A 22,359-nucleotide genomic window follows, 5' to 3' on the forward strand; every position below is an offset into this window, starting at 1 on the left:
TACCCCCCCCTCGAGTATGATAACGTCGTAATGATTTTTTTCAAGGGGGAACTTTCGTTCCCCCTTGAATTTAAGATGGGTCTAACTTTTGCCCATCACGCAAACTTACTTTGTGAACATGAGAAGAAGGGCAAGTACCCAAGTTAACAGTGGTAAGGCCTCGATCAAGCCGACACCGATAAACATGGTGGATTGTAAGGATGCTTTGGCTTCAGGTTGGCGGGCAATACCCTCCAGAGTTTTAGTAACAACACTACCATTACCAAGCGAAGCTCCAAGGGCTGCTAATCCAGCAGCAAGTCCTGCACCTAACGCAGCTGCAGCAGACACGTCCATAGGATTTCCTCCTTTCTTATTTGCAATAGATTGTAAGTATTATTCCCTCAGCGAGCTTTACGCGTCACTGAAAACTAACTGAAACAATGTTTTAATGATCCGATGAGACGGCTTGAGATATGTAAGCCGTAGTCAACACCGTGAACACGTAGGATTGGATGGCTCCAATGAAAATACTAAAGGCCAGCCACACTACCATGGGAGGGATTCCTCCCAAAACCGATTTTCCAGGAAGCATCAGAATAACCTTGATTAGAATTTCCCCAGCAAAGATATTCCCAAAAAGACGAAAGGCCAGCGTCATTGGCTTTGAAAGCATGTCAATGATGTGAATAATCGAGAACACCTTAAAAGGCTCAATAAAATGATGGAAATAATGGAGTCCTTTGTGCTTAACCCCTAAGCCAATAACCATGCAAATTGTTAATATTGCTAAGGCCATTGTGATGTTAATATCTGCCGTAGGTGACGACCAAACTGGTTCCTCGAAAATCTTGTCCAAATGGGCAAATTCTATGTGGAAATGTTCAAATAAGTTAAACGTTAAGTTTGGGATAAGGCCAATCATATTGGAAAAGAACACAAACGTAATCAACGTTAGCAAATACCCTAGAATCGGACGCCCCTTCTCCAGTCCCATGTTATCACCCACAAGGTTACTGACAAAGTCGACGATCCATTCCAAAACATTTTGCATTTTACCAGGTTTGCCGCTCGTTAAATGACGAACCCCCATAAAACAGAACACGCAAATAAGAAACATCGTCATCCAAGTCATGACCAAAGTTTTGGCATGGAAGGTCATGCTCCCTAAATGCCATAAAACTAGTTCTTCATGCACTTCTTTTATCACCCCTTTCTCCATGAAGTTTGTGTATTGCAACGGTGATGAATGATATTATCACCCCTGTAGCAATCCCTAAAGCTAAACTAAGTAGCCATTTTGACTGGAAGCGGGCCACTGCAGCAACCACGAGGGTCACCATGCCCAATCGAGCCACAAGACTTCGACGCATCCGCTTAAGTGCTGAATGAATATCAAGCTCAGAACTTCGCTGTGTCTCGTTATAAATCCACACTGTATAGCCAAACCCTACCCAGTAACCAATTAAACCACCAAGAAAAGCCTGTCGACCCGTCAATGCTACCGCAATCAATATACAGGACGTTCCACTCAATAAGGCAATTAAGCTACTTCTAATCATCGGATACTCCAAATTTCTTTAAAGTGATCACTAGGTAGCTCCCCCCGAGTACCAAACCACTTAACATTAAGATTATGGTCAACCATGGTTGTGTTCCCAAGCGGTCATCTAAGTAACGCCCTAATAGGAATCCTCCCCCGACTAACCCCGCTAACGATGTCGCAATACTGGAACCGATCTCAAATCCTTTCTGCCAGCCTTTTTGGTTCCTTGCCATTTTCATTCTTTCCTTTTCTATATGTACTAAGGTAAATGTATTCGCGAAGCAAATCTAAATTCCTGCTCATTCTACAATTAAAACTGACAATTCAGTATTTATATTTCCAATAACTTTTTACAATTTTCTCTTATTTATTTAATTCTAACTAACTATACCACAACTTTGTACTATTTTGTACAGCATTGTTTAATTTTATCACCACGCTCACTTTCCTTCGATAATCTTAGCAATACGTTTCGCAGCACGTCCATCGCCGTATGGATTAGTCGACATTGCCATTTTATGGTATGACCTTTGATCCCCAATAAGGTGCTTTAATTCCGAAAACACTTTCTCATATTTAGTCCCCACAAGTAAAACTGTCCCCGCCGCTACTGCTTCCGGGCGTTCTGTAGTATCCCTCACAACAAGAACTGGTATACCAAGCGAAGGTGCTTCCTCCTGAATTCCTCCTGAGTCGGTCAAGATTATATACGATCGTGCCATAATATTTACAAATGGCTCGTAGTCCATTGGTTCTATCAGATTAACTCTCGGATGAGATCCTAAGACTTCAGTGACCACTTTCCGAACCTCGGGATTTTTATGTACTGGAAAGATAATGTATGTGTCCGGAAATAACTCCAGCGTACTCTTCAAGGCTTGATAAATTTGACGCATCGGTTCACCAAGATTTTCTCTGCGATGCGTTGTGACCAGAATCATTCGTGATTTTTCACCCTGTTTGAGGATCGTTTGAATGTGAGGGTCCAAAAAAACATACTCTGGTTTCACTGTATCTAACAAAGCATCAATCACAGTATTGCCTGTTACAAAAATCTTTTCTGGCACAACGCCTTCAAGCAAGAGGTTCCTCTTCGCCGTTTCAGTTGGGGCGAAATGCAAATCTGTTAGAGCGCCAGTTAGCTTACGATTCATCTCTTCAGGAAAGGGCGAAAACTTATTTCCCGTACGTAGTCCAGCTTCGACATGCCCAACAGGAATTTGTGCATAAAATGCAGCAAGTGCGGCTACAAATGTCGTTGTTGTGTCCCCATGTACCAGCACAAGGTCAGGAAGTTCACTTTGAAAAATCTCTTTAAGCCCCGCAAGTGCCTGAGTAGTAATTTCGGTTAACGTTTGCCCCTGCTTCATGAGGTCTAGATCAAAATCTGGAACCATGTGAAATAACTTCAAAACTTGATCTAACATCTCACGGTGCTGAGCTGTCACAGTAACTTGACAGAGAATTGACTCTTGCTGCCGAAGTGCTCTGATCACTGGAGCCATTTTTATAGCCTCCGGGCGTGTACCAAACACTACCATCACTTTTTTTCGGTTTTGCACGGCTTTACTCCCTTCGATTGAATGCCAATCACTTGCTTCACAATTTATGGCTTCTCTTCCGCAAACTGCACTAACTCTAATCCTGCTTCTTTTGCCATTGCTGCTGCAAGCTGATCTGGATAGGAATGAGTATAGACAACTCGCCTTATCTCAACATTAATTAATAACTTTGTACATAATACGCAAGGTTGATGGGTCGTATAGAGGTCAGCCCCTGCAATCGCGACCCCGTGCTTCGCTGCTTGTACCAATGCATTTTGTTCTGCATGCACAGCACGGCAGATCTCAACGCGTTCCCCGGAGGGAACGTTTAAGGTCTGCCGTAAACAACCGACTTCATCACAGTGCAGGAGTCCCGCAGGACTCCCGTTATACCCTGTACTCAAAATTTGCTTATCCTTGACTATTACTGCCCCAACCTGACGGCGCAGACAAGTCGATCGCCCAGCAACTACTTCTGCCATCTGCATAAAATAACTGTCCCAACTCGGTCGCTTCATCATTTCGTCCCAAACAACCGATCACCTGCATCACCGAGGCCCGGTACAATATAACCGTGTTCATTTAAGCGCTCATCCACTGCCGCGACAAATATATCAACGTCAGGGTGTGCGTTTTGCACGGTTTTAATTCCTTCTGGGGCGGCAATCAGGCACATCAATTTAATGTTTTTAGCGCCACGATCTTTCAAGAACGTGATGGCTGCAGACGCTGAACCACCGGTTGCCAACATAGGGTCAATGACAATAAGATCGCGTTCTGCAATATCATTGGGCAGCTTGCAATAATATTCTACTGGTAATAGGGTCTCTGGATCCCGATAAAGGCCGACATGTCCAACCTTTGCCGCCGGAATCAAGCGAAGCATTCCATCAACCATTCCTAACCCAGCGCGCAGGATTGGTACCAAACCAACTTTCCGACCGGCAATCACTTTGGCTTTTGCTAATGCGACCGGTGTTTTAACCTCAATTTCCTGAAGGGGAAAATCGCGGGTAACCTCATAGGCCATCAACATCGCGACTTCCTCCACAAGTTCCCTGAATTCCTTCGAACCTGTCTTCTCATCTCGAATAAGGGATAACTTGTGTTGAATTAGAGGATGATCAAGAACTTGAAGCTTTGTCATGGTTTAGGACTCAACTCCTAATCTAAATTTGCATATAAGGGATATTGCGCACATAACGCACGAACAATTTCCCGTGCTTTCGCCAGTTTATCAGTTTCATGTTGCGAGGTCAAGGCAAGGTCCATCGCCTCCGCAATCTGATGCATCGCTTCAGGATTCATGCCACGCGTTGTTACTGCAGGCGTCCCTACCCGAATTCCGCTAGTGATATAAGGACTTGCTGTATCAAACGGAATTGTGTTCTTATTCACAGTAATTCCTACTTGATCTAAGATTGTTTCCGCTTCTTTCCCTGTTACCGATTTGCTTCGTACATCCACAAGAATAAGGTGGTTATCCGTTCCTTCCGAGACAAGACGGAATCCTCGATCCACTAACGCTTGAGCCAGAGCTTTAGCATTTTCAACAATACGAGTCTGGTACGCTTTAAAGTCTGGCTGAAGTGCTTCGCCAAAAGCAACCGCTTTCGCGGCAATAACATGCATCAGTGGCCCCCCCTGAATTCCCGGGAAAATGGCCTTATCAATTGCTTGTGCGTGTTCAGCCTTACAAAGAATTAAGCCGCCACGAGGCCCTCTTAAGGTCTTATGAGTAGTCGTGGTCACAAAATGGGCATAAGGAACAGGTGATGGGTGCAATCCAGCAGCTACTAAACCAGCAATATGTGCCATATCCACCATGAAAAACGCTTCCACTTCATCCGCAATTTCACGTAACTTGGCGAAATCAATTATTCTGGGATAGGCACTCGCTCCAGCAACAAGCATTTTCGGTTTATGTTGGAGCGCTAACTGGCGGACCTGCTCATAGTCTATCCGCTCTGTCTTCGAATCAACCCCGTAAGAAACAAAGTTAAAATATACCCCAGAGATATTTACCGGACTCCCATGCGTCAGATGACCACCGTGTGATAAATTCATCCCTAATACGGTGTCACCGGGTTTTAGCATTGCAAAATAGACTGCCGTATTGGCCTGAGACCCAGAATGGGGCTGGACATTGGCATGTTCAGCGTCAAAAAGTTTCTTAATACGATCACGAGCTAAGTCTTCAACCACATCAACATATTCGCATCCACCATAGTAGCGTTTTCCAGGATACCCTTCGGCATACTTATTTGTTAAAACAGACCCTTGTGTTGCCATCACTGCCCGACTGACAAAGTTCTCAGAAGCAATCAGCTCAATGGTGTTTCTTTGACGATTTTCTTCTCGTTCAATGGCTTGCGCGACTTCTGGGTCTTGGGGTTTCACCCACTGATCAATATAATCCATTTATTTCACTCCTACTCATTGGGGGAGGAAGTGTCTTAGCCCATTCGCACACGTTCCATTGCTATTCGCTTGACGCAATTCCACTAAAGTGCTCTCTAAGCTAAGAAACTTCCTCTGGCTTGGGTCTACGAAGGTTTAAAAAAATTTCATTTCTGTTCTTCATACATAGCCCGAGGGCCACCTATCAGGCGTGGGCGGGTGTGGGCAAGGGTTAGATGAGCTTCTCCTATCTCCTTCACGTGTAAGCGTATAGGTATTGCTACGGGTCTCAGGTGCATACCGATAAATGTGTCTCCGATATCGATTCCCGCATGCCCTTGAATTCTCTCTACCATAATCGGAGATGAGAATTTCTCCCACGCCTTCACCGTCATTGCGCCTCCGGCATGTAGCGCCGGAAGCACTGTAACTGCCTCTAATCTATAATGATCTACACAGGCTTCTTCCACTACCAAGGCCCGGTTGATATGCTCACATCCTTGTACTGCTAAAAAGATTCCCTGCTGATGAACCCGTTCCAACAAAGATGGCAGTAACACCTCGGCGACATCTAAGCTGCTTCCCTGACCAATCCTTTGACCGATAACTTCACTAGTGCTACATCCTAGAACGAGGATCTGCCCCGAACGCAAATTAGCCTTTATAAAAAAGGCATCAAGTACTTCATCCCAAACTTTGGCCATATCAGCTAATTTTTCTGCAAACATTTTATCCACGAGAAAGTTTCCCCCTCCCCTTGATCCTGGACTCAAGCAGGGATGTTTGTAGTTCGAATCGTCATGACTCAAATTTAACCGCACTCGATGTCAGTGATCAAATTTACACGGCGGGCATGCCGGCCTCCAGCAAAGTCTGTTTTTAAAAAGATATCCACAATGTCCAGAGCAAGACCCACGCCAGTTACCCGGCCACCCAGGGTTAAAACGTTGGCATTGTTATGTTCTCTAGCCATTCGGGCGGAAAATGTCTCTGTACAAAGCGCAGCACGAATTCCTCTAATTTTATTCGCAGCCATGGAAATTCCCTGCCCTGTTCCACAGATTGCAATCCCCAAGTCTGCCTCACCCTTCATGATCGCGTTACCTACTGCAAAACCATACTCGGGATAATCCACTGAGTCGGTCGAATGAGTCCCTAAATCTTGGACTTCTAACCCCTGTGCTTCTAAATGTTTACGAATGGCTTCCTTAAGTTCGTAGCCACCATGATCGGATCCCAGCACAACTCTCACGTTCATCCCTCCATCTTTCTATACTTTCAGTTCTACAGTTAGTTACAAAATCCCTGCAATAATACAAAATAAAGCGACGTTTTACGCCGCTAGTGTAGACATCTTTCGCTTATCTTATACCATTTCTTAGCCATCTGGGTATATTAGGAAACTATTTCTTGTAAAGCCCCAAGCTTCAAAATGTTCAGTCATGCATGCCGAGACTAAGCGCCACTTTGTATAAGAAATAAAGGTCTGAGTGCGCTTAGTCATCCGTTAGAGCTAGGTGACTTTTTAAAGCATTTAGCAGCTCACTAATCTCCCAAGCTGTCTCACGGTAAACTTCAAGAGAACCGCTCCATGGATCGCGGATATCTCGTTTTTGTTCTCCCCAGCTTCCTAAATACTTAGTTTTCTGTTCATATTGAGGGAAACTATGTCTCAACACTTTTTCTTGTGCTTGAGTCATCGGGATAATCCAATCCGCCTCTGCTAATAGTTCGGCCCTAATCTTTCTGGAACGATGCCGGGATAGGTCCACGTTTCGCTCTTTAAGAACCTCTAGAGCATAGGAACTAGCTTCTGTTCCTTCCCATGCTTCTATTCCCGCCGAGCTGACTTGAACAGCATCACCAAACATTTCTTGAGCCAATCCCTCCGCCATAGGACTCCGACATGTGTTTCCTGTACAAATGAACAAAAGTTTTAAGCTCACTTTATACCTCACCTCAATCCGTTAGAACAACAATTTAACACCAATAAGCAATAACGCCAGTCCACCAAGCAGTTCGGCTTTGTCTCCCAACCACGTTCCTAGTATCCGTCCTAAAACCAAGCCCATCCCAGTCATTAACCCAGCGATCGCACCGATGATCATAACCGTTATAAAGACATCGGTTTTGATCGTTCCTAGTGAAAATCCGACGCTTAAAGCATCTAAGCTTACACTGGCGGCAAATACATAAATACCAAATCCCTTCAGGGAAATGTCATTAGCAACATTTTTGTGCTTAAGGGCATCTCTAGCCTCCCCTAGAGGAAAATGTTCCGTGGTTGGCCGAAAAACCTTGTAAAGCATCCGCCCCCCCAACACGATAAGAATTAATGCCCCTATTACACTTGCATAACGGCCGAGAATTGACCCCAGTGCTTGACCCAACATTATGCCACAAAGCGGCATAACTACATGAAAGACCGCCACCACCAACGACAATCGCAACATCATGCGATTTCTGATTCCTGACAAACCAATTGCCAAGGACAAAGAAAAAGCGTCTGCCCCTAAGGCAATTGCTACTGCCACAACCCATGCTAAATTCAATACCTTCCCTCCGTTCTCGTTATAGTATATGCACAGGGAAGAGCCTATATTAGTACCAGTACTAATGCCAAGTACACCTGCACTATAACCTATTGCTACTAGATGTATTGAATCCTCTGGCCTGCGGCTTTCTGTAAACGGTTCATTATTGCGGTCCCAAGGCCACCTTCTTCAACCCCTTCAGCCAAGATTATATCCATTCCTCTCTCATCACATAGTCTTAATCCCTCGAATAAGCTACTTGCAACTTCTTCAGGACGATCTTTTGATCCTAAAACAAACAAAAGATCAGGAAGCCGATTATGCAAAAAAGGTGCGCTCTCAAGAGTACAAAGAACTCCGACCTTTTTCAGTTTAGCATGTCCTTTGTGAATTTCATGTCCCATCCGCTGCACAACGCGCTCGGATGAACCAACCATTAGAATCATCTCGCCATGTGGGGCATAGTGCCTGTATTTCATGCCGGGTGCTCTAGGTACTTGAATCTTCGACGGCTTGTCCACCCTAACCTCGCCCAATACTTTCTCTAGTTGTTCCTTAGAAACTCCGCCTGGACGTAGGATGGTTGGAACTTCCCCGCTCACATCAAGCACGGTTGATTCCACTCCAACCATACAAGCCCCAGCGTCGAGAATCAGCGGAATTTTGCCTTTCAGATCTCGCCAGACGTGGCTTCCACTTGTCGGACTGGGTTTCCCTGAGAGGTTCGCGCTTGGAGCAGCAATCGGAAGTCCCGTTTCTTCGATAAGGCGGAGGGCAACCGGATGGCTTGGCATACGAATTGCCACATTAGCTAGCCCGGCTGTAACCAAATCCGAAACGTTGGCTGTTTTCGGCAAGACCATAGTCAATGGACCTGGCCAAAAGTGTTGAACACAAAGCTCTGCCGCCGGCGTCCAGCTATCAACTAAGATGTTTGCCATAGCACGGTTGCAAACATGCACAATTAAGGGATTATCCTGGGGCCGACCTTTAACTTCAAAAATTTTGGCACAGGCTGCAACGTCTAGAGCGTTTGCCCCTAACCCATAGACAGTCTCCGTCGGAAAGGCGACGAGTTCCCCTGCTTGCAGCCACTCTGCACCTTCTTTTAATAATTCTGCTTCCGGATGGACTCCATCAATATAACTTCTTTTGGTCTGCATCTATGCTCACCTCGCTAAGATCACCCGGTCTCGCCCCGCCAAGTCCGGGAAAACCTGTGTTTCAAAACCTTTCATTTGGAAAATCCGGCAAACTGCCTCCGCTTGATTCCAACCTATTTCCATGAGCAGCTTGCCCTGAGGGGTCAATAACCGACGTATCTCTTCTGACAGACGACGATAGAATGTCAATCCATCTTGTCCCCCTAGAAAAGCCATAGAGGGCTCGCGGAAAATCTCAGGAGCGCACTGACTATAATCCTCCGGAGAAACATAAGGAGGGTTCGTAATAATAAAATCCCAAAGTTCACCCTGAATAGGTGTCACAAAGTCCCCTTGACGCCATTGCACAGTAACCCCTAAACGTACAGCATTCTGTCGTGCTACGTCTAAGGCGTCTGGTGAAAGGTCTGTTCCGACCACCTCCGCCTTAGGATAATAATAGGCCATCGAAATCGCAAGAGCACCACTTCCGGTACAAAGATCCGCAACCTTGATCGATTGCTCTTGCCCCGATCGCTCTTCCTGTTTTACTATTTCCAGCCATTTCTCAACCAAAATCTCGCTATCCGAGCGAGGGATAAGTACCCTTTTATCAACACTGAAACAAAGACCCATAAAATCCTGTCGCTTTAAAATATATTGGAGCGGCTCATGCTCAGCTCGACGAATAATTACCTCTCGAAAGTCCGCCTCTTCCTCCTTTGACAAATTACGGTCAAGATCGAAATAGAGGCGGTCACGACGCGACACACCTAGAACTTCGGCCAATAATAAGTCTGCATCAAAGCGAGCATTTTCGATACCTTTTTCCAAGAGCTGTGCCTCGCCGTAATGCATTCCTTCTAGAACCTTCAAAACTGCTTAGCCCCCCATCTCGATGTTCGAAGATCGAATATCGAATTAGGCCCTGAATAAATTCATTACCTTAGTTATGAATAATTCACTGAGTATTTTCAATCTCGTCTTATTTGATCTCAGCCTTTAGTCGCTCTGCCTGATCTGAAGTTATCAGAGCTTGAATGATTTCTTCTAAATCTCCCGTTAGGATCGTCTCCAGGCGGTGCAACGTTAGACCGATACGATGGTCTGTTACCCTTCCCTGAGGGAAGTTGAATGTTCTAATCCGTTCGCTTCGATCACCTGTACCCACCTGACTTCGACGTTCAGATGCCTGCTCCCCGCTCGCTTCTTCTTGAGCTTTCTCTAGGATGCGTGCCCGTAAAACCCGCAAGGCCTTTTCTTTGTTCTTAAGTTGAGACTTTTCATCCTGACAAGACGCTATAATTCCAGTTGGCAGGTGGGTAATACGTACTGCTGATTGCGTGGTGTTTACACACTGTCCACCGGGGCCACTAGAACAGAAGATATCAATGCGCAAGTCATTAGGATTGATTGATACTTCTACTTCCTCTGCTTCAGGAAGAACAGCAACAGTCGCCGTCGATGTATGAATTCTCCCCCCCGACTCTGTTGATGGAATTCTTTGAACCCGGTGCACTCCACTTTCAAACTTTAATTTACTAAAAGCCCCATACCCTTCCACTAAAAAGATAATTTCTTTATAACCACCAATATCTGTATAACTGGCACTGAGGACTTCTGTTTTCCACCCCTGTCCTTCCGCATAGCGGGTATACATCTTGTAAAGATCTCCTGCAAACAAAGCCGCTTCATCGCCACCTGCCCCCGCCCGGATTTCCATAATGACATTCTTTTCGTCATTTGGGTCCTTCGGCAGAAGAAAGACGCGCATCTTTTCTTCCAATTCCAGCGATTGGCTTCGTAACTCATCAAGCTCTTGCTCCGCCATCTCCTGCATATCTGAGTCAAGTTTTTCCTTGAGTAAGTTCTCTGTATCCTCTATGCCTCGAAGTACCGCCTGATATTCTCTAAAGGCTGTGATCAGGTTTGTCATGCCCGCCTGAGCTTTGGCATACTTCTGCCATTCACTCTGATTGGCAAGGATTTCAGGATCACTGAGAAGTTCCGTTAATTCATCATATTTTCGTTCTATCTCATAAAGTTTCTCTAACATTTTTTACACCTCAAAATTACGTTAGTTCCTGACCAGAATCTAAAACACCTTTTAATGCTGCCAGGGCGACCTCTAACTGCGCATCATCTGGTTCCCGTGTGGTTAATTTCTGTAATAACAAGCCGGGGACAATAAGCCAACGCAGCCACGGCGATTCCAAATGCCGTGAAGAGAATTTAAGAATTTCATAAGCAGCTCCAGCTACAAAAGGCATGAGCAACATTCGAGAAAGTAATCGCCACCACAAGGGATGTAAACCCACAAAAGCAAACACAAAGATACTTACAACGACCACAATCAGGAGGAAACTTGTCCCGCAGCGAGGATGCAACCTTGGAAAGGGGCGCGCATTTTCTACCGTGAGCTCTGCTTTTGCTTCATAGGTAAAAATTGCTTTATGCTCTGCACCATGATATTGAAAGACCCGTTGAATGTCTTTGAGCCTGGAAATGCCTAAGATATAGAGAAAAAAAACAACAAGCCGAATTGCTCCCTCCAATAAATTCTGCCACACGACTCCAGTGACCCTTCCCTGCAGCAAGTGAGCTACCCCAGTTGGCAATCCGACAAAAAGCAAAAGACCCAAGCCAAAAGCAAATCCTATGGTTAACGCTAACTCCCAAAAACCGAGTTCTTCCTCTTCGCCATCTTCCTCCCCCATTGAACGATTGGCCGAAAAGGTCAACGCGCGCGTTCCGACAATCAAAGAATCTACCAGCGCTACAAACCCTCGAATCAACGGCAACTTTAAAACAGGTTTGTTTGACCATGAATTAAGTGCTATATGAGTAACCTCAATCTTGCCATCTGGTAGCCTGACCGCTATAGCACTCTCCCGAGGTCCACGCATCATGACCCCTTCTATGACCGCTTGCCCGCCATATTGGACTGGTCTACCCATCGAACTTCCTCCTTATCTTCGGATCCTACCATTTATAACTATGACTAACGTATGGCATAGGTGCAAAATAATAGTTTATGTTATCCTTTACGCAAAAAGCAGAGCTTGCGCTCTGCTTTTCCACCAGCAACGACCGCAGGCCGTTGTTTACATCCCATATTTCTTTTTAAACCGATCAACCCGTCCGCCTGCATCGACAAACCGCTGTACCCCGGTATAGAAGGGATGGCATTTCGAACAAATTTCTACTTTGATGTCTTTTTTTGTACTTGCTGTTGGAATGACTTCTCCGCAAGCACATGTCACTGTGGTTTGTTCGTATTTAGGGTGAATTTTTTCTTTCATGTCTTCACCTTCTTTCCCATTTGGATCGAGGCGCTCTTTTGCCGCACCTGCTTAAAAAACGATTTCAGTCAACTCTTACTATTTTAGCACAGATATTATCAACTGGTCAATATTTCATTTTCTAATAAATGGCTTATTCCTATTCAATATATCTGCCGATTGTATCATACTTGAGCATTTTACCCAAACTCTAAATAAATTATACAAGGAAAGGCTTAACAACCCTTCATAGCATAATCCGGCTTCTTGTCAAAGCGGTGACGTGCTTCGATAAAACGAACTGTCCCAGTTTTTCCTCGGATGACAACGGTGTGGGTCAATGCACCTTTCGAGGTGTAGGTCACACCACGCAATAAAGGGCCTTCAGTAATCCCAGTCGCTGCAAAAAAGACGTCATCGGTACTCACTAGGTCTTCCATCGTTAATAATTTTTGGACATTCTCAATTCCAAGGACTTTAGCCCGAGCCACATCTTCATCATTTTCCGGCCAAAGACGGCCTTGCATTTCCCCACCCATACAACGAAGGGCCGCTGCGGCTAGAACACCTTCAGGCGCTCCACCAATTCCCATCATCATATCGACCCCAGTATCTTCAAATGCACAAGCCACAGCCGGTGAAACATCTCCATCGGTAATGAGACGAACTCTCGCCCCGCAAGCGCGCACATCTTGAATCAGTTTCTTATGACGTGGACGATCCAAAATGACAACCGTTATGTCTTTCATATTTTTACCTAACGCTTCAGCCACATTTGAGATGTTTTCGTGCACAGTTGCATCTAAATTTATCTTCCCAACAGCAGCAGGTCCTACCGCAATCTTGTCCATATACATATCTGGAGCATGAAGTAAGCAGCCCTTCTTGGCAATCGCCACAACGGCAATCGCCCCTGCCACTCCTTTTGCACAACTGTTGGTACCTTCCAAGGGATCAACAGCAACATCTAATTCTGGACTTTCTCCATTTCCAACACGTTCCCCAATATAGAGCATCGGGGCTTCGTCCATTTCCCCTTCTCCGATCACCACTGTGCCATCCATGTGAATCGTGTTAAAAACTGCCCGCATCGCTTCAACGGCAGCATTATCAGCGGCTATCTTATCCCCTAATCCTACCCAACGTGCAGAAGCTAGAGCCGCAGCTTCTGTCACTCTGGCAAATTCCATCGTGAGTTCTCTTTCCAATTTTAACCCCTCCTTAATTCTTTCACCTGTTATTTCCAACCTTGTCTTCGCAGTAATTATTTAGACAGAAACAAACGCATCTTCGCTAATATTTATCGCAAATTATGTCATAACATTTATTCTCAATACGTTTATTGTGACATACTTTTCAAGGGTTTTCAACCACATAAACTCATTAAACTCACAAAAAGGTTGGCATCAGCTTATCTAATGTCCAGATAGGCAGATGCCAATTTCATATTTGATATTTATATTTCGAAATCCGAGGCCATTCGTAATTACTGTAAGTATAGAATATAAAATTTAGACCTTAAGCGAGTTTCCTCTAATAATTCAACGACTTACTAAGCTAAACCAGTTAATTAAAGTTTTTTCCAATCTGCCAAAAACTTCTCAATTCCAGCATCTGTCAGTGGGTGCCGAAAAAGTTGCCTTAAAACTCCAAAGGGAACTGTTGCATAATCTGCTCCTAATTTGGCAGATTCTGTGACGTGAACCGGGTTTCTAATACTGGCAGCGATGATTTTTGTTTCGATGTCATTTACTTGGAAGATTTCACACATATCTGCCAACGAATTGAGCCCATTTTCACCGATATCATCCAGTCGCCCCAAAAATGGGCTTACATAAGTTGCTCCCGCCCGTGCTGCAAGCAAGGCTTGATTCGCAGTAAACACGAGAGTAACATTTGTCTTAATTTTCTCTGCACTTAAGGTCTTTGCAGTTTTGAGGCCAGCTTCTGTCATCGGTATCTTAATCACTATATTCGGATGGATTGCAGCTAAAACATGTGCTTCCTGCAACATTCCTTCATAGTCAAGCGCAATAACCTCTGCGCTTATAGGACCGTCAACAATCCCTGCCACCGTCTTAAGTAGTTCGTGGAAGTCCTTTCCTTCCTTAGCTACCAAACTAGGATTTGTCGTTAGACCAGCAATAACCCCCATATCCCAAGCTTGTTTAATTTCCTCAATATTTGCAGAGTCCAAAAAAAAACGCATGACGTTACCTTCTTTCTAAAAGTTTACGCCTTCCCGTTGCTGCCGAAGACTCGGATTTTCTCGCGGATTATTGCGGTTGCAGCTTCGCGAGCGGGACCCAGCATTTTGCGAGGGTCAATTTCTTTGAGATTCTCTTCGAGCACAAGGCGTGCAGCCTTTACAAAGGCTTCGCGAATATTCGTGTCAATGTTAACTTTACATACACCTCGTGAAATCGCCTCTCGAAGTGCTTCATCCGGCACTCCAGAAGAACCATGCAAAACGATCGGCGTTGAAACGCGTTCGCGTATTTGTGTTAATCGTTCAAAATCAAGTTTGGGAACCCCCTTATATTGACCATGAGCAGTCCCAATGGCAATCGCTAACGCATCCACCTGTGTCGCTTGAACAAAGCGCTCCGCCTCAGCAGGATCTGTAAACAGTGCCTCTCGTTCGCTAACGGTGATATCATCCTCAGTCCCACCGATTTTACCCAATTCCGCTTCAACTGAAACACCCAGAGGGCGTACCGCTTCAATCACTTTGTTGGTTAACGCAATATTGTCTTCCAACGAGTGTTTGGAACCGTCTATCATCACGGAAGAGAATCCGTTACGCACACACTGCATGACTTGAGCAAAACTTGTTCCATGATCGAGATGCAAGGCAATAGGAACACTTGCTTTTTCGGCAGCTATCTTCGTTAAGGTTGTAATGTACTCAATTCCTGCATATTTTATCGCACCTTGACTGGCCTGAATAATAACTGGAGCATTTTCGGCCTCTGCTGCGGCTACAATCGCTTGAACTATCTCCATATTATTACAATTAAAGGCTCCTACTGCATAGTGTTCTTTTTGCGCTTTTGCTAATAACTCATTCATCGAAACTAACGCCATTTTTTTTCCTCCTCGTTCGTCTTTGAAAGGTGCTGGCCCCGCAACGGACTATTGATGAGCCAAGTTTTATTCTCTTCCAGATACATCGAATTTATCCCTTCAATTTGACAAACATTATCCGAACTGTCCGCATAAATAACTCCCATAGCTTCACAGTATTCACAATACAGCTCGATGCGATCCGGCAATAACTCAAAGGATAACTGATGGTTTCCACAAGCACACCCTAAATCTCCTTGCTTAGCTAGACAATGAAGATGATCTAAAATCCGAAGCATGACCTCAGGATTTTCGAACTCTTCCTCGTAACCTAATTCTACCGCCAAATCTCCAATGGATTTTTCACGTTCATGACAAGCCTGAGTGACTTTCTGTTTAGGCCCAATATATCCAACCGAAGCTTCCACCGCCGGACAAACAAGCGGCAAAGCCTCTTTGCCCCAAATGGCATGGCGATTTAATCTTAAATAATGGGTATCCCCACAGTAAGCGCATGCATAAGTGATGTTAAACTGCTGACGGTTTCGACTAGTTACTGACATAAGTTCAAGGCCGCAACCACAAAGCAGCTTCTTGCGTTCTCGCTGAGAAAATGCAAAGAGAGAGAGGGCATGAAATTCTAGTTCTCCGCATTGAGAACACTGAATGGCAATCGTTGTGTTTGTCGTTAGAATCATAATTCCCACCTCTTCCTACAGCATATACTTCGTCATACAAGAAGATTTTCCTGCCTTTCGACCAACAAAAAGTATATCGTGTGCGGCTGCTGATACTACAGTAACTACCTTAACAGTCCGTGCTTGTCCATGAAAAACGTCAAAAAAAGCCGGCTTTATGTACTGGTCGTCTAACTTGAAAACATATGTATTTTCCAAACTATTGAAAAACTTAGGTAGTCGTTAATATCTCCTTCACCCGTTCTCTCAACTCAAATAAATCAAAAGGTTTACCCATGTAATGGAGAATCCCAAGATCTTTGGCTTGCTCCATATTCTGAGTATCACCGTAGGCGGTCATCATAATCACGCCGACTCGCCGATCTAAGGCACGAATTTGCCCCAATGTTTCTAAACCGTTCATTCCAGGCATTTTCATGTCCATCAATATAAGATCTGGCTCAAACGTTTCCAGTAACTGAAGAGCTTCTGCCCCATTCGCAGCCATTTCAACCTCATGGTGATCCTCCCTGAAGGTCTCGAAGAGCAGGCGACGCACTCCAAGTTGATCATCTACTACAAGTATTTTAGCCATTCCCTACATCCCTTTCCCTCAAGTTTCTCCTTGTCATACTATCAGAAAGTACAAACTTAGGTTATATACTTTCTAAGCATAAGTGCAACTAAGGCGGCCGCCTCGCCAAGGCTTGGCGCCAGCTAAGTTTTCTTTATTGCAGTGAATATTCTGTATGAGCTGGTAAAACTCCTTCTTTCATAACCCGATCTGACAACATTTGTCCACCTTGTCTATATCTCCTTGGAATCCGAGGATTTGCCACAGTCCGTCGCAAAGGAATCTGAACCTCATCCCCTAACGCACAATCCTGCATTCCCACCTCAATTACTGTAAGCTGCATACCAATTTTTCCAGCGACATGAACCCTCCGCCCTTTCAGTTCTACCTGTTCTTGCCCAAGGAAAAAGCCAAATAAAGCTAAAAAGTTTTTAATCACAATTTTTAAAAAATCAAGCCATCCTTGAGGGACGAAATGCGGGGTTACGCCAAACCCATCCGCATACCCCACAGGAATCACTGCTAGTTGAGTTGCGGCCTTCGTGCGATAAATACTTTGATAGCCTACATAGGTCCCTTTCGGGACTTTGCGCAGGTGAACAATCTGACTTTTAGCAACCCAAGGATCGCTTAATGTTAATTTCGAACTGAAACCAGGCCCTGGATAATGCCCAATCAGTAATGTTCCAATACGCACAAAATCATGATGCCATTCGGGATAATCGAGAAAAGCTGCACTATTGCAGACATGTTTCCAAGTCGGATAAATCCTTAGTTCTTCAAGACGGGACGCAAAAATCAGGAAACGTTCATATTGCCCTAGAGAATACTGCCTATCTCTTTGAGCCGCACGAGCAAAATGAGTATAAACTCCCGCAACATGGATATGGGGAGCTTTTAGCAAAGCTATAGAAAGTGCCTCCGCCTCAGGAAGTTGAAACCCGGTTCGTCCCATGCCAGTTTCTAATTTGAGATGCACCTGAACCTGCTGAAGAGTTTCCTGTTCCATCTCCGAACAAACCACATTCAATTCCTCAATTGAAGACAGTTCTGAAAGTGTCAGCTGTAACTGTGCGCTGATAGCCCTAGGCCATTCTTCCTGCGAAGTAGGCCCTAACACTAAAATCATACCCCTGATTCCATGCTCTCGTAAAATCAGACCTTCTTCGAGCCTTGTAACTGCAAACGCCTCACACCCAGCTCTCTCCAAAGCGCGTGCAACCTCAATTGCGCCCAATCCATAGGCATCTGCTTTCACCACCGCCATACATCGGGCTCCAGAACGAAGGAGCTTTACAACTTCTTCGTAATTTCTAACGACCGCATCCAGGTCAACTTCAATCCACGTTCCAGCCATAGGCTTATCCCCTCCGAGCTCGCCGTAACTTGCCAATAATCCCCTTTACAGCCTCTGAATAGATTGGTTCCAAGTGATTCCAAAGAAAATAGATTATTGGGCGATACACTAGGTCCCATTCTCCAATAAATTCTGAATAATCTCCGTTAAACCCTTTCTTAAACCGATAAAGCCCATAAAGCGGGTTATCCTCCGTCAAATGTCCAGGTACCCCCCGGAAGTCATAGAGAGTACAACCCAACGACTTTGCCCAACGAATCATTTCCCACTGAATCAAGTAGTTAGGCATAACATTTCGATGAGCGTTCGACGAAGCGCCATAGATATACCAGGCTTTCTCTCCAATGACAAAGGCTAAGGTTCCAGATATGATTTTGCCTTCATATTCAGCAATAAATAATTCCCCCAAACCCACCGGCACCAAGGAATCATAAAGATCTTCAAAATAGGAATAAGCTCTCACCAAGAAGCGGTCACGTTCGGTCGTTTCGTTTAAAACCCGGTAAAATTCCGGTAAATCTTCACGCGTTCCTCGCCGAATCTGAACCCCTTTCTTCTGAGCAAGACGAATATTGTAACGAGTTTTCTGCTGCATATTGGCCAGCAAGGTCGACTCATCCGGCGAAATATCTAATCGAAACACATACTTAGGCTGAACCCCTTCAAAGCCCTTACCACTCTCAGCAGAGCTGAATCCTCTAGCAACAAAAAACCGTTCCACTTCTTTTTCCGAAGACAGCACATCTGGATCAATCTTTAAGAAAATAGCCCCCCGGGCTTTCGCCAACTTGCGAATCTCCGCCAACACCAAATCTGCCAGCTCAACATTCTTCCAATCCACAATCGGCCCGCGAGAAGCATAGAAAATAGGTATCCCCACAACCGGAATTTTACGTTCCAGAATAGAAGCTACCGCTACAATTTCACCGTTTTCTTCAACAATCAACCTCCATGGCGCCCATCCAGTCCGACTCTTAATCTCTCCCCACTCCCAAGACTGGAGCACATGCCCTTTCGAATCCTTGGCCAAAAAAGCATTATAGCGTTCATGTTCACCTTTATCGATCCACCTGGCTACATAGGCCATCGGTTCAATCCCCTTTCCTCTTGCCATTCTTTCCACGGTTACACTCGTCTAATCAATAACCAATGATATAACATAAGAGTTCGTGCTATAACCTTTAATCCTAGGTTTAGCAGAACTCTCCTAAGTCAACCTATACGCCGAGGATCGTGCCATCGAACATTCCCCCGTTTCAAGCCCCTGAGTCGCATTTGTGACATGAGTGCGACGTCTTTATGTAAGCAGAATAATAAACCTGAGAAAAACAATCCCTAAAGGAAGCTGAATGTAAGTTAAGAACCGTCCCTGCTCCCGTCAGAATAACGCAATCCGTAAAAAAGACCCAAGTAAGACGGTGCACATGAAATGTGCCGTCTCCCAAATACTCGTCACCCAAAACGAATCCTCAACGGTCTTCAAAGCAGGACTAATCATCCCCCCGACCCAAGCCCAGGGACGCAGTATGACACAAGCGCGACGTCTCTACGTAAGCAGCCCAGCAAACTTCCGTTCAAGCGACCGACCCCAGATACGGGGCTGCGCACAAGGATGTGCGCTGCCGCCAGTGAGCCAAGGATGGCTCATCTGGCACGATAGTCTCCAGTGACGATAGTCTCCAGTGGAGACTATCGCCGAAGCCGCTAATCCCCAAAGAATACCTACCGGCGTAGGATTAGTATCGCCGAAGCCGCGATCCCGAAAGGAATACTTTCCGGCGTAGGATGAACCCCGCTCCCCAAAGCAGGAGCTTGAACGGTTAGTTTGCTCTGCGTCGTAGGACCGAGCGCTGGGTCATACAAGTCCCCTACTTCAACGCAGCCCGAATAAACTCTCTGAAAAGAGGATGCGCCCGGTTTGGGCGTGACTTAAATTCCGGATGGAACTGAGAAGCCACAAACCATGGATGGTCCGGATATTCAGTGATTTCTACTAGACGGCCATCCAACGATGCCCCGGAGAACCTCAATCCTGCAGCCTCGAGCTCACCCCGGAACTGATTATTAACTTCATAGCGATGTCGATGGCGTTCATAAACAACTTGATCCTGATACGCTTGATACGCCAGGCTTCCCTCGACCAACTTTGCTGGGGAAATTCCTAAACGCATGGTGCCACCTTTTTCTTCGATGTCTTTTTGTTCCGGGAGTATGTCGATGACCGGGTATGTTGTATCTGCATCAAATTCTGTGCTGTTGGCTCGTTCCATACCACAGACATTACGCGCAAATTCGATGATAGCTGTTTGCATTCCCAAGCAAATCCCAAGGAATGGTATCTTCTGTTCTCGAGCATAACGGATTGCTTCGATCTTACCCTCAATACCCCGGTTGCCAAACCCTCCTGGGACAAGGATTCCATCAACACCTTCTAGGTACTTTTCAACGCCTTCTTCTTCAATGCTCTCTGAATTCACCCAACGCACGTTTACTTTTGCCCCATGCTCAGTCCCAGCTGACCGTAAAGCCTCTGCGACACTCAAGTAAGCATCTGGAAGTTCTACATATTTACCAACAATCGCAATCTCGGTCTCCAACGTCGGAGATTTAATTTTCTCTACCATAGCTTTCCACTCAGTCATATCGGCCGGAGGAGCCTCAATACCTGAGCGACGAAGGACAATATCATCAAGCCCCTCTTCTTGAAGCTTCAGAGGAACCTCATAAATAGTTGGTGCGTCTAAAGCTTGAATGACGGCCTCTAATTCAACATCACAGAGCAGGGCCAGCTTCTCTTTCATATCACCAGCCAGCTCTTTCTCCGAGCGACAAACAATAATCGTGGGCTGAATCCCAATTCCCCGTAATTCTTTAACAGAGTGCTGTGTCGGCTTTGTTTTCAATTCCCCGGACATGGGTAAATACGGAACTAGGGTAACGTGAATGTAGATGACATTCTCGCGCCCTATGTCATTTTTCATCTGGCGGATCGCTTCGAGAAACGGCAGAGATTCAATGTCTCCTACGGTACCGCCAATCTCTGTAATTACGAAATCCGGGTGACTTTCTCTCGCCACACGGTAGATCCGTTCTTTAATTTCATTAGTAATATGAGGAATGACTTGAACGGTCCCTCCCAGATAGTCACCTTTACGTTCCTTACGAATGACTGACCAGTAAATCTTACCTGTCGTAACATTACTATTTTTCGAAACTGGTACATCAATAAAGCGCTCATAGTGGCCTAAATCCAAGTCCGTTTCTGCCCCGTCATCGGTAACAAACACTTCGCCATGTTGATATGGACTCATCGTCCCCGGGTCAATATTGATATAGGGATCAAATTTTTGTATCGCCACTTTAAGACCCCTATTTTTCAGAAGACAACCAAGGGATGCCGCTGTAATTCCTTTTCCAAGGGAAGACACAACGCCGCCCGTTACGAAAATAAATTTTGTCATGCGCTTTACCATTTCCTTTCAGACCTTAAATGTATACCGAACGAGTTCTTCTATTCTCAAGCAGGAGATAGTTATCAGGATTACCCTCTGCAAAAAAACACGTAAATAAAGCTAGTCCGCGAGCCGCACTAGCTTTATTTTCTCAATCAGTAAGACTATGTTTTGGGGTGGTGTTCTAACCTCGCACGTCCTGTCCGAGTCATGACCAGCGTATACGTACGATGAAGACTTGTGCCGCCGCCTGACGGCTTGGCACAAGCCAAGTTTCTCAATCCCACTTGATCTATTTTAGCCACACTTCTAAAAGATGTCAAGCCAAAGGACTTCTTTTACCATTTTTCTCCGCGTCTACCCTCATCCGCTTCGTCAAAAACTTCGTCTGTTTCTGAAGTATCGTCATCTAAGGCATCGTCATCTAAGTCTTCTAAATCTGACTTGTCGTCTTCATCAGAAGATGTTTTATTCATTAAACTTATAGTCGTCATTCGCTTGGGGATTTTCGACGAGTCCCAAACCTTCAGACCCCATTCACCTCGTCCAAGAAACGTAAATCGTGTATCTAGATTGATCTGAGTAAGCGCCGCTGCAATCCGTATAGCCTCCTGAGAAATTCCTAAGCGCCTTAATACTTCCTCAATTAAGTTATGATAATGCATAGGGTTACCCTGAGCTTTCAAAACCTCATAAGCTATATCTGCTTCCGTTGGCTTGTCTTTTTTGCTTAAAGAGTGGGTCAAAATTCCACCGCCCTTCGTCGTTTTGAATACCAATATATTCGGCCCACCCCTAAATATTTCC

At 45.2% G+C, this 22,359-nt stretch carries 28 protein-coding genes; all 28 read right to left on the minus strand.

The window, feature by feature from the left end; genetic code table 11:
- Window positions 1-105: 105 nt before the first annotated feature.
- Window positions 106-336: a F0F1 ATP synthase subunit C gene (gene atpE, locus DOT_RS13250; protein ID WP_009619510.1), complete on the minus strand. Its 231-nt coding sequence runs from the start codon at window positions 334-336 to the stop codon at window positions 106-108.
- Between the two features lie 91 nt (window positions 337-427).
- The gene (gene atpB, locus DOT_RS13255; protein WP_242833833.1) at window positions 428-1,141 is read right to left on the minus strand and encodes a F0F1 ATP synthase subunit A; all 714 of its coding nucleotides are present in this window, start codon (window positions 1,139-1,141) and stop codon (window positions 428-430) included.
- Window positions 1,142-1,169: 28 nt separating this feature from the next.
- Window positions 1,170-1,541: a hypothetical protein gene (locus DOT_RS13260; protein WP_040412159.1), complete on the minus strand. Its 372-nt coding sequence runs from the start codon at window positions 1,539-1,541 to the stop codon at window positions 1,170-1,172.
- Window positions 1,534-1,758, minus strand: coding sequence for an AtpZ/AtpI family protein (locus DOT_RS13265; RefSeq protein WP_009619513.1), 225 nt, complete (start codon window positions 1,756-1,758; stop codon window positions 1,534-1,536). The genes DOT_RS13260 and DOT_RS13265 overlap by 8 nt, the downstream gene beginning before the upstream one ends.
- Before the next feature lie 207 nt (window positions 1,759-1,965).
- Window positions 1,966-3,087 carry a UDP-N-acetylglucosamine 2-epimerase (non-hydrolyzing) gene (gene wecB / locus DOT_RS13270; RefSeq protein WP_009619515.1) on the minus strand — a complete coding sequence of 374 codons (1,122 nt, stop codon included), beginning with the start codon at window positions 3,085-3,087 and terminating at the stop codon, window positions 1,966-1,968.
- 44 nt (window positions 3,088-3,131) lie between these two features.
- Window positions 3,132-3,590: a cytidine/deoxycytidylate deaminase family protein gene (locus DOT_RS13275; RefSeq protein WP_040412161.1), complete on the minus strand. Its 459-nt coding sequence runs from the start codon at window positions 3,588-3,590 to the stop codon at window positions 3,132-3,134.
- Window positions 3,587-4,216 carry a uracil phosphoribosyltransferase gene (gene upp, locus DOT_RS13280; protein ID WP_009619519.1) on the minus strand — a complete coding sequence of 210 codons (630 nt, stop codon included), beginning with the start codon at window positions 4,214-4,216 and terminating at the stop codon, window positions 3,587-3,589. Before upp ends, DOT_RS13275 begins: the two co-directional genes overlap by 4 nt.
- A 17-nt stretch (window positions 4,217-4,233) precedes the next feature.
- A complete protein-coding gene (gene glyA / locus DOT_RS13285) occupies window positions 4,234-5,490 on the minus strand; it encodes a serine hydroxymethyltransferase (RefSeq protein ID WP_040412163.1) in 1,257 nt (418 codons plus the stop codon).
- A gap of 146 nt (window positions 5,491-5,636) precedes the next feature.
- Window positions 5,637-6,197: a TIGR01440 family protein gene (locus tag DOT_RS13290; RefSeq protein ID WP_050809881.1), complete on the minus strand. Its 561-nt coding sequence runs from the start codon at window positions 6,195-6,197 to the stop codon at window positions 5,637-5,639.
- Between the two features lie 83 nt (window positions 6,198-6,280).
- Window positions 6,281-6,721 carry a ribose 5-phosphate isomerase B gene (gene rpiB, locus DOT_RS13295; protein ID WP_009619525.1) on the minus strand — a complete coding sequence of 147 codons (441 nt, stop codon included), beginning with the start codon at window positions 6,719-6,721 and terminating at the stop codon, window positions 6,281-6,283.
- Between the two features lie 244 nt (window positions 6,722-6,965).
- Window positions 6,966-7,415 (minus strand): low molecular weight protein arginine phosphatase, encoded by a 450-nt coding sequence (locus DOT_RS13300; RefSeq protein ID WP_040412165.1) that lies wholly within the window; start codon window positions 7,413-7,415, stop codon window positions 6,966-6,968.
- Window positions 7,416-7,436: 21 nt separating this feature from the next.
- Complete coding sequence (locus tag DOT_RS13305) at window positions 7,437-8,021, minus strand: manganese efflux pump (RefSeq protein WP_009619527.1); 585 nt, start codon at window positions 8,019-8,021, stop codon at window positions 7,437-7,439.
- Window positions 8,022-8,119: 98 nt separating this feature from the next.
- The gene (locus DOT_RS13310) at window positions 8,120-9,166 is read right to left on the minus strand and encodes an L-threonylcarbamoyladenylate synthase (protein ID WP_009619528.1); all 1,047 of its coding nucleotides are present in this window, start codon (window positions 9,164-9,166) and stop codon (window positions 8,120-8,122) included.
- Window positions 9,167-9,172: 6 nt separating this feature from the next.
- Window positions 9,173-10,021, minus strand: coding sequence for a peptide chain release factor N(5)-glutamine methyltransferase (gene prmC, locus DOT_RS13315; RefSeq protein WP_009619529.1), 849 nt, complete (start codon window positions 10,019-10,021; stop codon window positions 9,173-9,175).
- Window positions 10,022-10,130: 109 nt separating this feature from the next.
- A complete protein-coding gene (gene prfA, locus DOT_RS13320) occupies window positions 10,131-11,201 on the minus strand; it encodes a peptide chain release factor 1 (RefSeq protein ID WP_009619530.1) in 1,071 nt (356 codons plus the stop codon).
- A gap of 16 nt (window positions 11,202-11,217) precedes the next feature.
- Window positions 11,218-12,102, minus strand: coding sequence for a DUF1385 domain-containing protein (locus DOT_RS13325; RefSeq protein WP_009619531.1), 885 nt, complete (start codon window positions 12,100-12,102; stop codon window positions 11,218-11,220).
- Between the two features lie 147 nt (window positions 12,103-12,249).
- Window positions 12,250-12,447, minus strand: coding sequence for a 50S ribosomal protein L31 (gene rpmE / locus DOT_RS13330; RefSeq protein ID WP_009619533.1), 198 nt, complete (start codon window positions 12,445-12,447; stop codon window positions 12,250-12,252).
- Between the two features lie 215 nt (window positions 12,448-12,662).
- Window positions 12,663-13,634 (minus strand): class II fructose-bisphosphatase, encoded by a 972-nt coding sequence (glpX, locus tag DOT_RS13335; protein WP_009619534.1) that lies wholly within the window; start codon window positions 13,632-13,634, stop codon window positions 12,663-12,665.
- A 362-nt stretch (window positions 13,635-13,996) separates the two neighbouring features.
- On the minus strand, window positions 13,997-14,635 hold the full coding sequence (fsa, locus tag DOT_RS13340) for a fructose-6-phosphate aldolase (protein WP_009619535.1): 639 nt from the start codon (window positions 14,633-14,635) through the stop codon (window positions 13,997-13,999).
- Window positions 14,636-14,658: 23 nt separating this feature from the next.
- Window positions 14,659-15,513: a class II fructose-1,6-bisphosphate aldolase gene (locus DOT_RS13345; RefSeq protein WP_009619537.1), complete on the minus strand. Its 855-nt coding sequence runs from the start codon at window positions 15,511-15,513 to the stop codon at window positions 14,659-14,661.
- Window positions 15,504-16,190, minus strand: coding sequence for a hypothetical protein (locus DOT_RS13350; protein ID WP_009619539.1), 687 nt, complete (start codon window positions 16,188-16,190; stop codon window positions 15,504-15,506). Before DOT_RS13350 ends, DOT_RS13345 begins: the two co-directional genes overlap by 10 nt.
- A gap of 211 nt (window positions 16,191-16,401) precedes the next feature.
- The gene (locus DOT_RS13360) at window positions 16,402-16,764 is read right to left on the minus strand and encodes a response regulator (RefSeq protein ID WP_009619540.1); all 363 of its coding nucleotides are present in this window, start codon (window positions 16,762-16,764) and stop codon (window positions 16,402-16,404) included.
- A 133-nt stretch (window positions 16,765-16,897) separates the two neighbouring features.
- Window positions 16,898-18,100, minus strand: coding sequence for an alanine racemase (alr, locus tag DOT_RS13365; RefSeq protein WP_009619542.1), 1,203 nt, complete (start codon window positions 18,098-18,100; stop codon window positions 16,898-16,900).
- A 4-nt stretch (window positions 18,101-18,104) separates the two neighbouring features.
- Window positions 18,105-19,187 (minus strand): peptidoglycan bridge formation glycyltransferase FemA/FemB family protein, encoded by a 1,083-nt coding sequence (locus DOT_RS13370; protein WP_009619543.1) that lies wholly within the window; start codon window positions 19,185-19,187, stop codon window positions 18,105-18,107.
- Window positions 19,188-19,822: 635 nt separating this feature from the next.
- Window positions 19,823-19,963: a hypothetical protein gene (locus DOT_RS30475; RefSeq protein ID WP_157998457.1), complete on the minus strand. Its 141-nt coding sequence runs from the start codon at window positions 19,961-19,963 to the stop codon at window positions 19,823-19,825.
- 5 nt (window positions 19,964-19,968) lie between these two features.
- Complete coding sequence (locus DOT_RS13375; RefSeq protein WP_009619545.1) at window positions 19,969-21,561, minus strand: CTP synthase; 1,593 nt, start codon at window positions 21,559-21,561, stop codon at window positions 19,969-19,971.
- A 155-nt stretch (window positions 21,562-21,716) separates the two neighbouring features.
- The gene (locus DOT_RS30480; RefSeq protein WP_157998458.1) at window positions 21,717-21,857 is read right to left on the minus strand and encodes a hypothetical protein; all 141 of its coding nucleotides are present in this window, start codon (window positions 21,855-21,857) and stop codon (window positions 21,717-21,719) included.
- A gap of 33 nt (window positions 21,858-21,890) precedes the next feature.
- Window positions 21,891-22,331, minus strand: a complete 441-nt coding sequence (gene rpoE / locus DOT_RS13380; protein WP_009619547.1) for a DNA-directed RNA polymerase subunit delta — start codon at window positions 22,329-22,331, stop codon at window positions 21,891-21,893.
- Between the last annotated feature and the right edge of the window lie 28 nt (window positions 22,332-22,359).

Origin of the sequence: Desulfosporosinus sp. OT (genome assembly GCF_000224515.1) — a bacterium.
In the GTDB taxonomy this organism is placed as follows: domain Bacteria; phylum Bacillota; class Desulfitobacteriia; order Desulfitobacteriales; family Desulfitobacteriaceae; genus Desulfosporosinus.

Bases quoted from the DNA above. Each gene is read 5' to 3' on its own strand.
- atpE (WP_009619510.1), bottom strand. From the start codon at position 336: ATGGACGTGTCTGCTGCAGCTGCGTTAGGTGCAGGACTTGCTGCTGGA.
- atpB (WP_242833833.1), bottom strand. From the start codon at position 1,141: ATGACCTTCCATGCCAAAACTTTGGTCATGACTTGGATGACGATGTTT.
- DOT_RS13350 (WP_009619539.1), bottom strand. From the start codon at position 16,190: ATGATTCTAACGACAAACACAACGATTGCCATTCAGTGTTCTCAATGC.
- DOT_RS13375 (WP_009619545.1), bottom strand. From the start codon at position 21,561: ATGACAAAATTTATTTTCGTAACGGGCGGCGTTGTGTCTTCCCTTGGA.
- DOT_RS13310 (WP_009619528.1), bottom strand. From the start codon at position 9,166: ATGCAGACCAAAAGAAGTTATATTGATGGAGTCCATCCGGAAGCAGAA.
- fsa (WP_009619535.1), bottom strand. From the start codon at position 14,635: ATGCGTTTTTTTTTGGACTCTGCAAATATTGAGGAAATTAAACAAGCT.
- prfA (WP_009619530.1), bottom strand. From the start codon at position 11,201: ATGTTAGAGAAACTTTATGAGATAGAACGAAAATATGATGAATTAACG.
- upp (WP_009619519.1), bottom strand. From the start codon at position 4,216: ATGACAAAGCTTCAAGTTCTTGATCATCCTCTAATTCAACACAAGTTA.
- DOT_RS13265 (WP_009619513.1), bottom strand. From the start codon at position 1,758: ATGGCAAGGAACCAAAAAGGCTGGCAGAAAGGATTTGAGATCGGTTCC.
- DOT_RS13345 (WP_009619537.1), bottom strand. From the start codon at position 15,513: ATGGCGTTAGTTTCGATGAATGAGTTATTAGCAAAAGCGCAAAAAGAA.
- DOT_RS13275 (WP_040412161.1), bottom strand. From the start codon at position 3,590: ATGATGAAGCGACCGAGTTGGGACAGTTATTTTATGCAGATGGCAGAA.
- glyA (WP_040412163.1), bottom strand. From the start codon at position 5,490: ATGGATTATATTGATCAGTGGGTGAAACCCCAAGACCCAGAAGTCGCG.
- DOT_RS13370 (WP_009619543.1), bottom strand. From the start codon at position 19,187: ATGGCCTATGTAGCCAGGTGGATCGATAAAGGTGAACATGAACGCTAT.
- DOT_RS13325 (WP_009619531.1), bottom strand. From the start codon at position 12,102: ATGGGTAGACCAGTCCAATATGGCGGGCAAGCGGTCATAGAAGGGGTC.
- DOT_RS13260 (WP_040412159.1), bottom strand. From the start codon at position 1,541: ATGATTAGAAGTAGCTTAATTGCCTTATTGAGTGGAACGTCCTGTATA.
- rpmE (WP_009619533.1), bottom strand. From the start codon at position 12,447: ATGAAAGAAAAAATTCACCCTAAATACGAACAAACCACAGTGACATGT.
- DOT_RS13290 (WP_050809881.1), bottom strand. From the start codon at position 6,197: ATGTTTGCAGAAAAATTAGCTGATATGGCCAAAGTTTGGGATGAAGTA.
- alr (WP_009619542.1), bottom strand. From the start codon at position 18,100: ATGGCTGGAACGTGGATTGAAGTTGACCTGGATGCGGTCGTTAGAAAT.
- DOT_RS13360 (WP_009619540.1), bottom strand. From the start codon at position 16,764: ATGGCTAAAATACTTGTAGTAGATGATCAACTTGGAGTGCGTCGCCTG.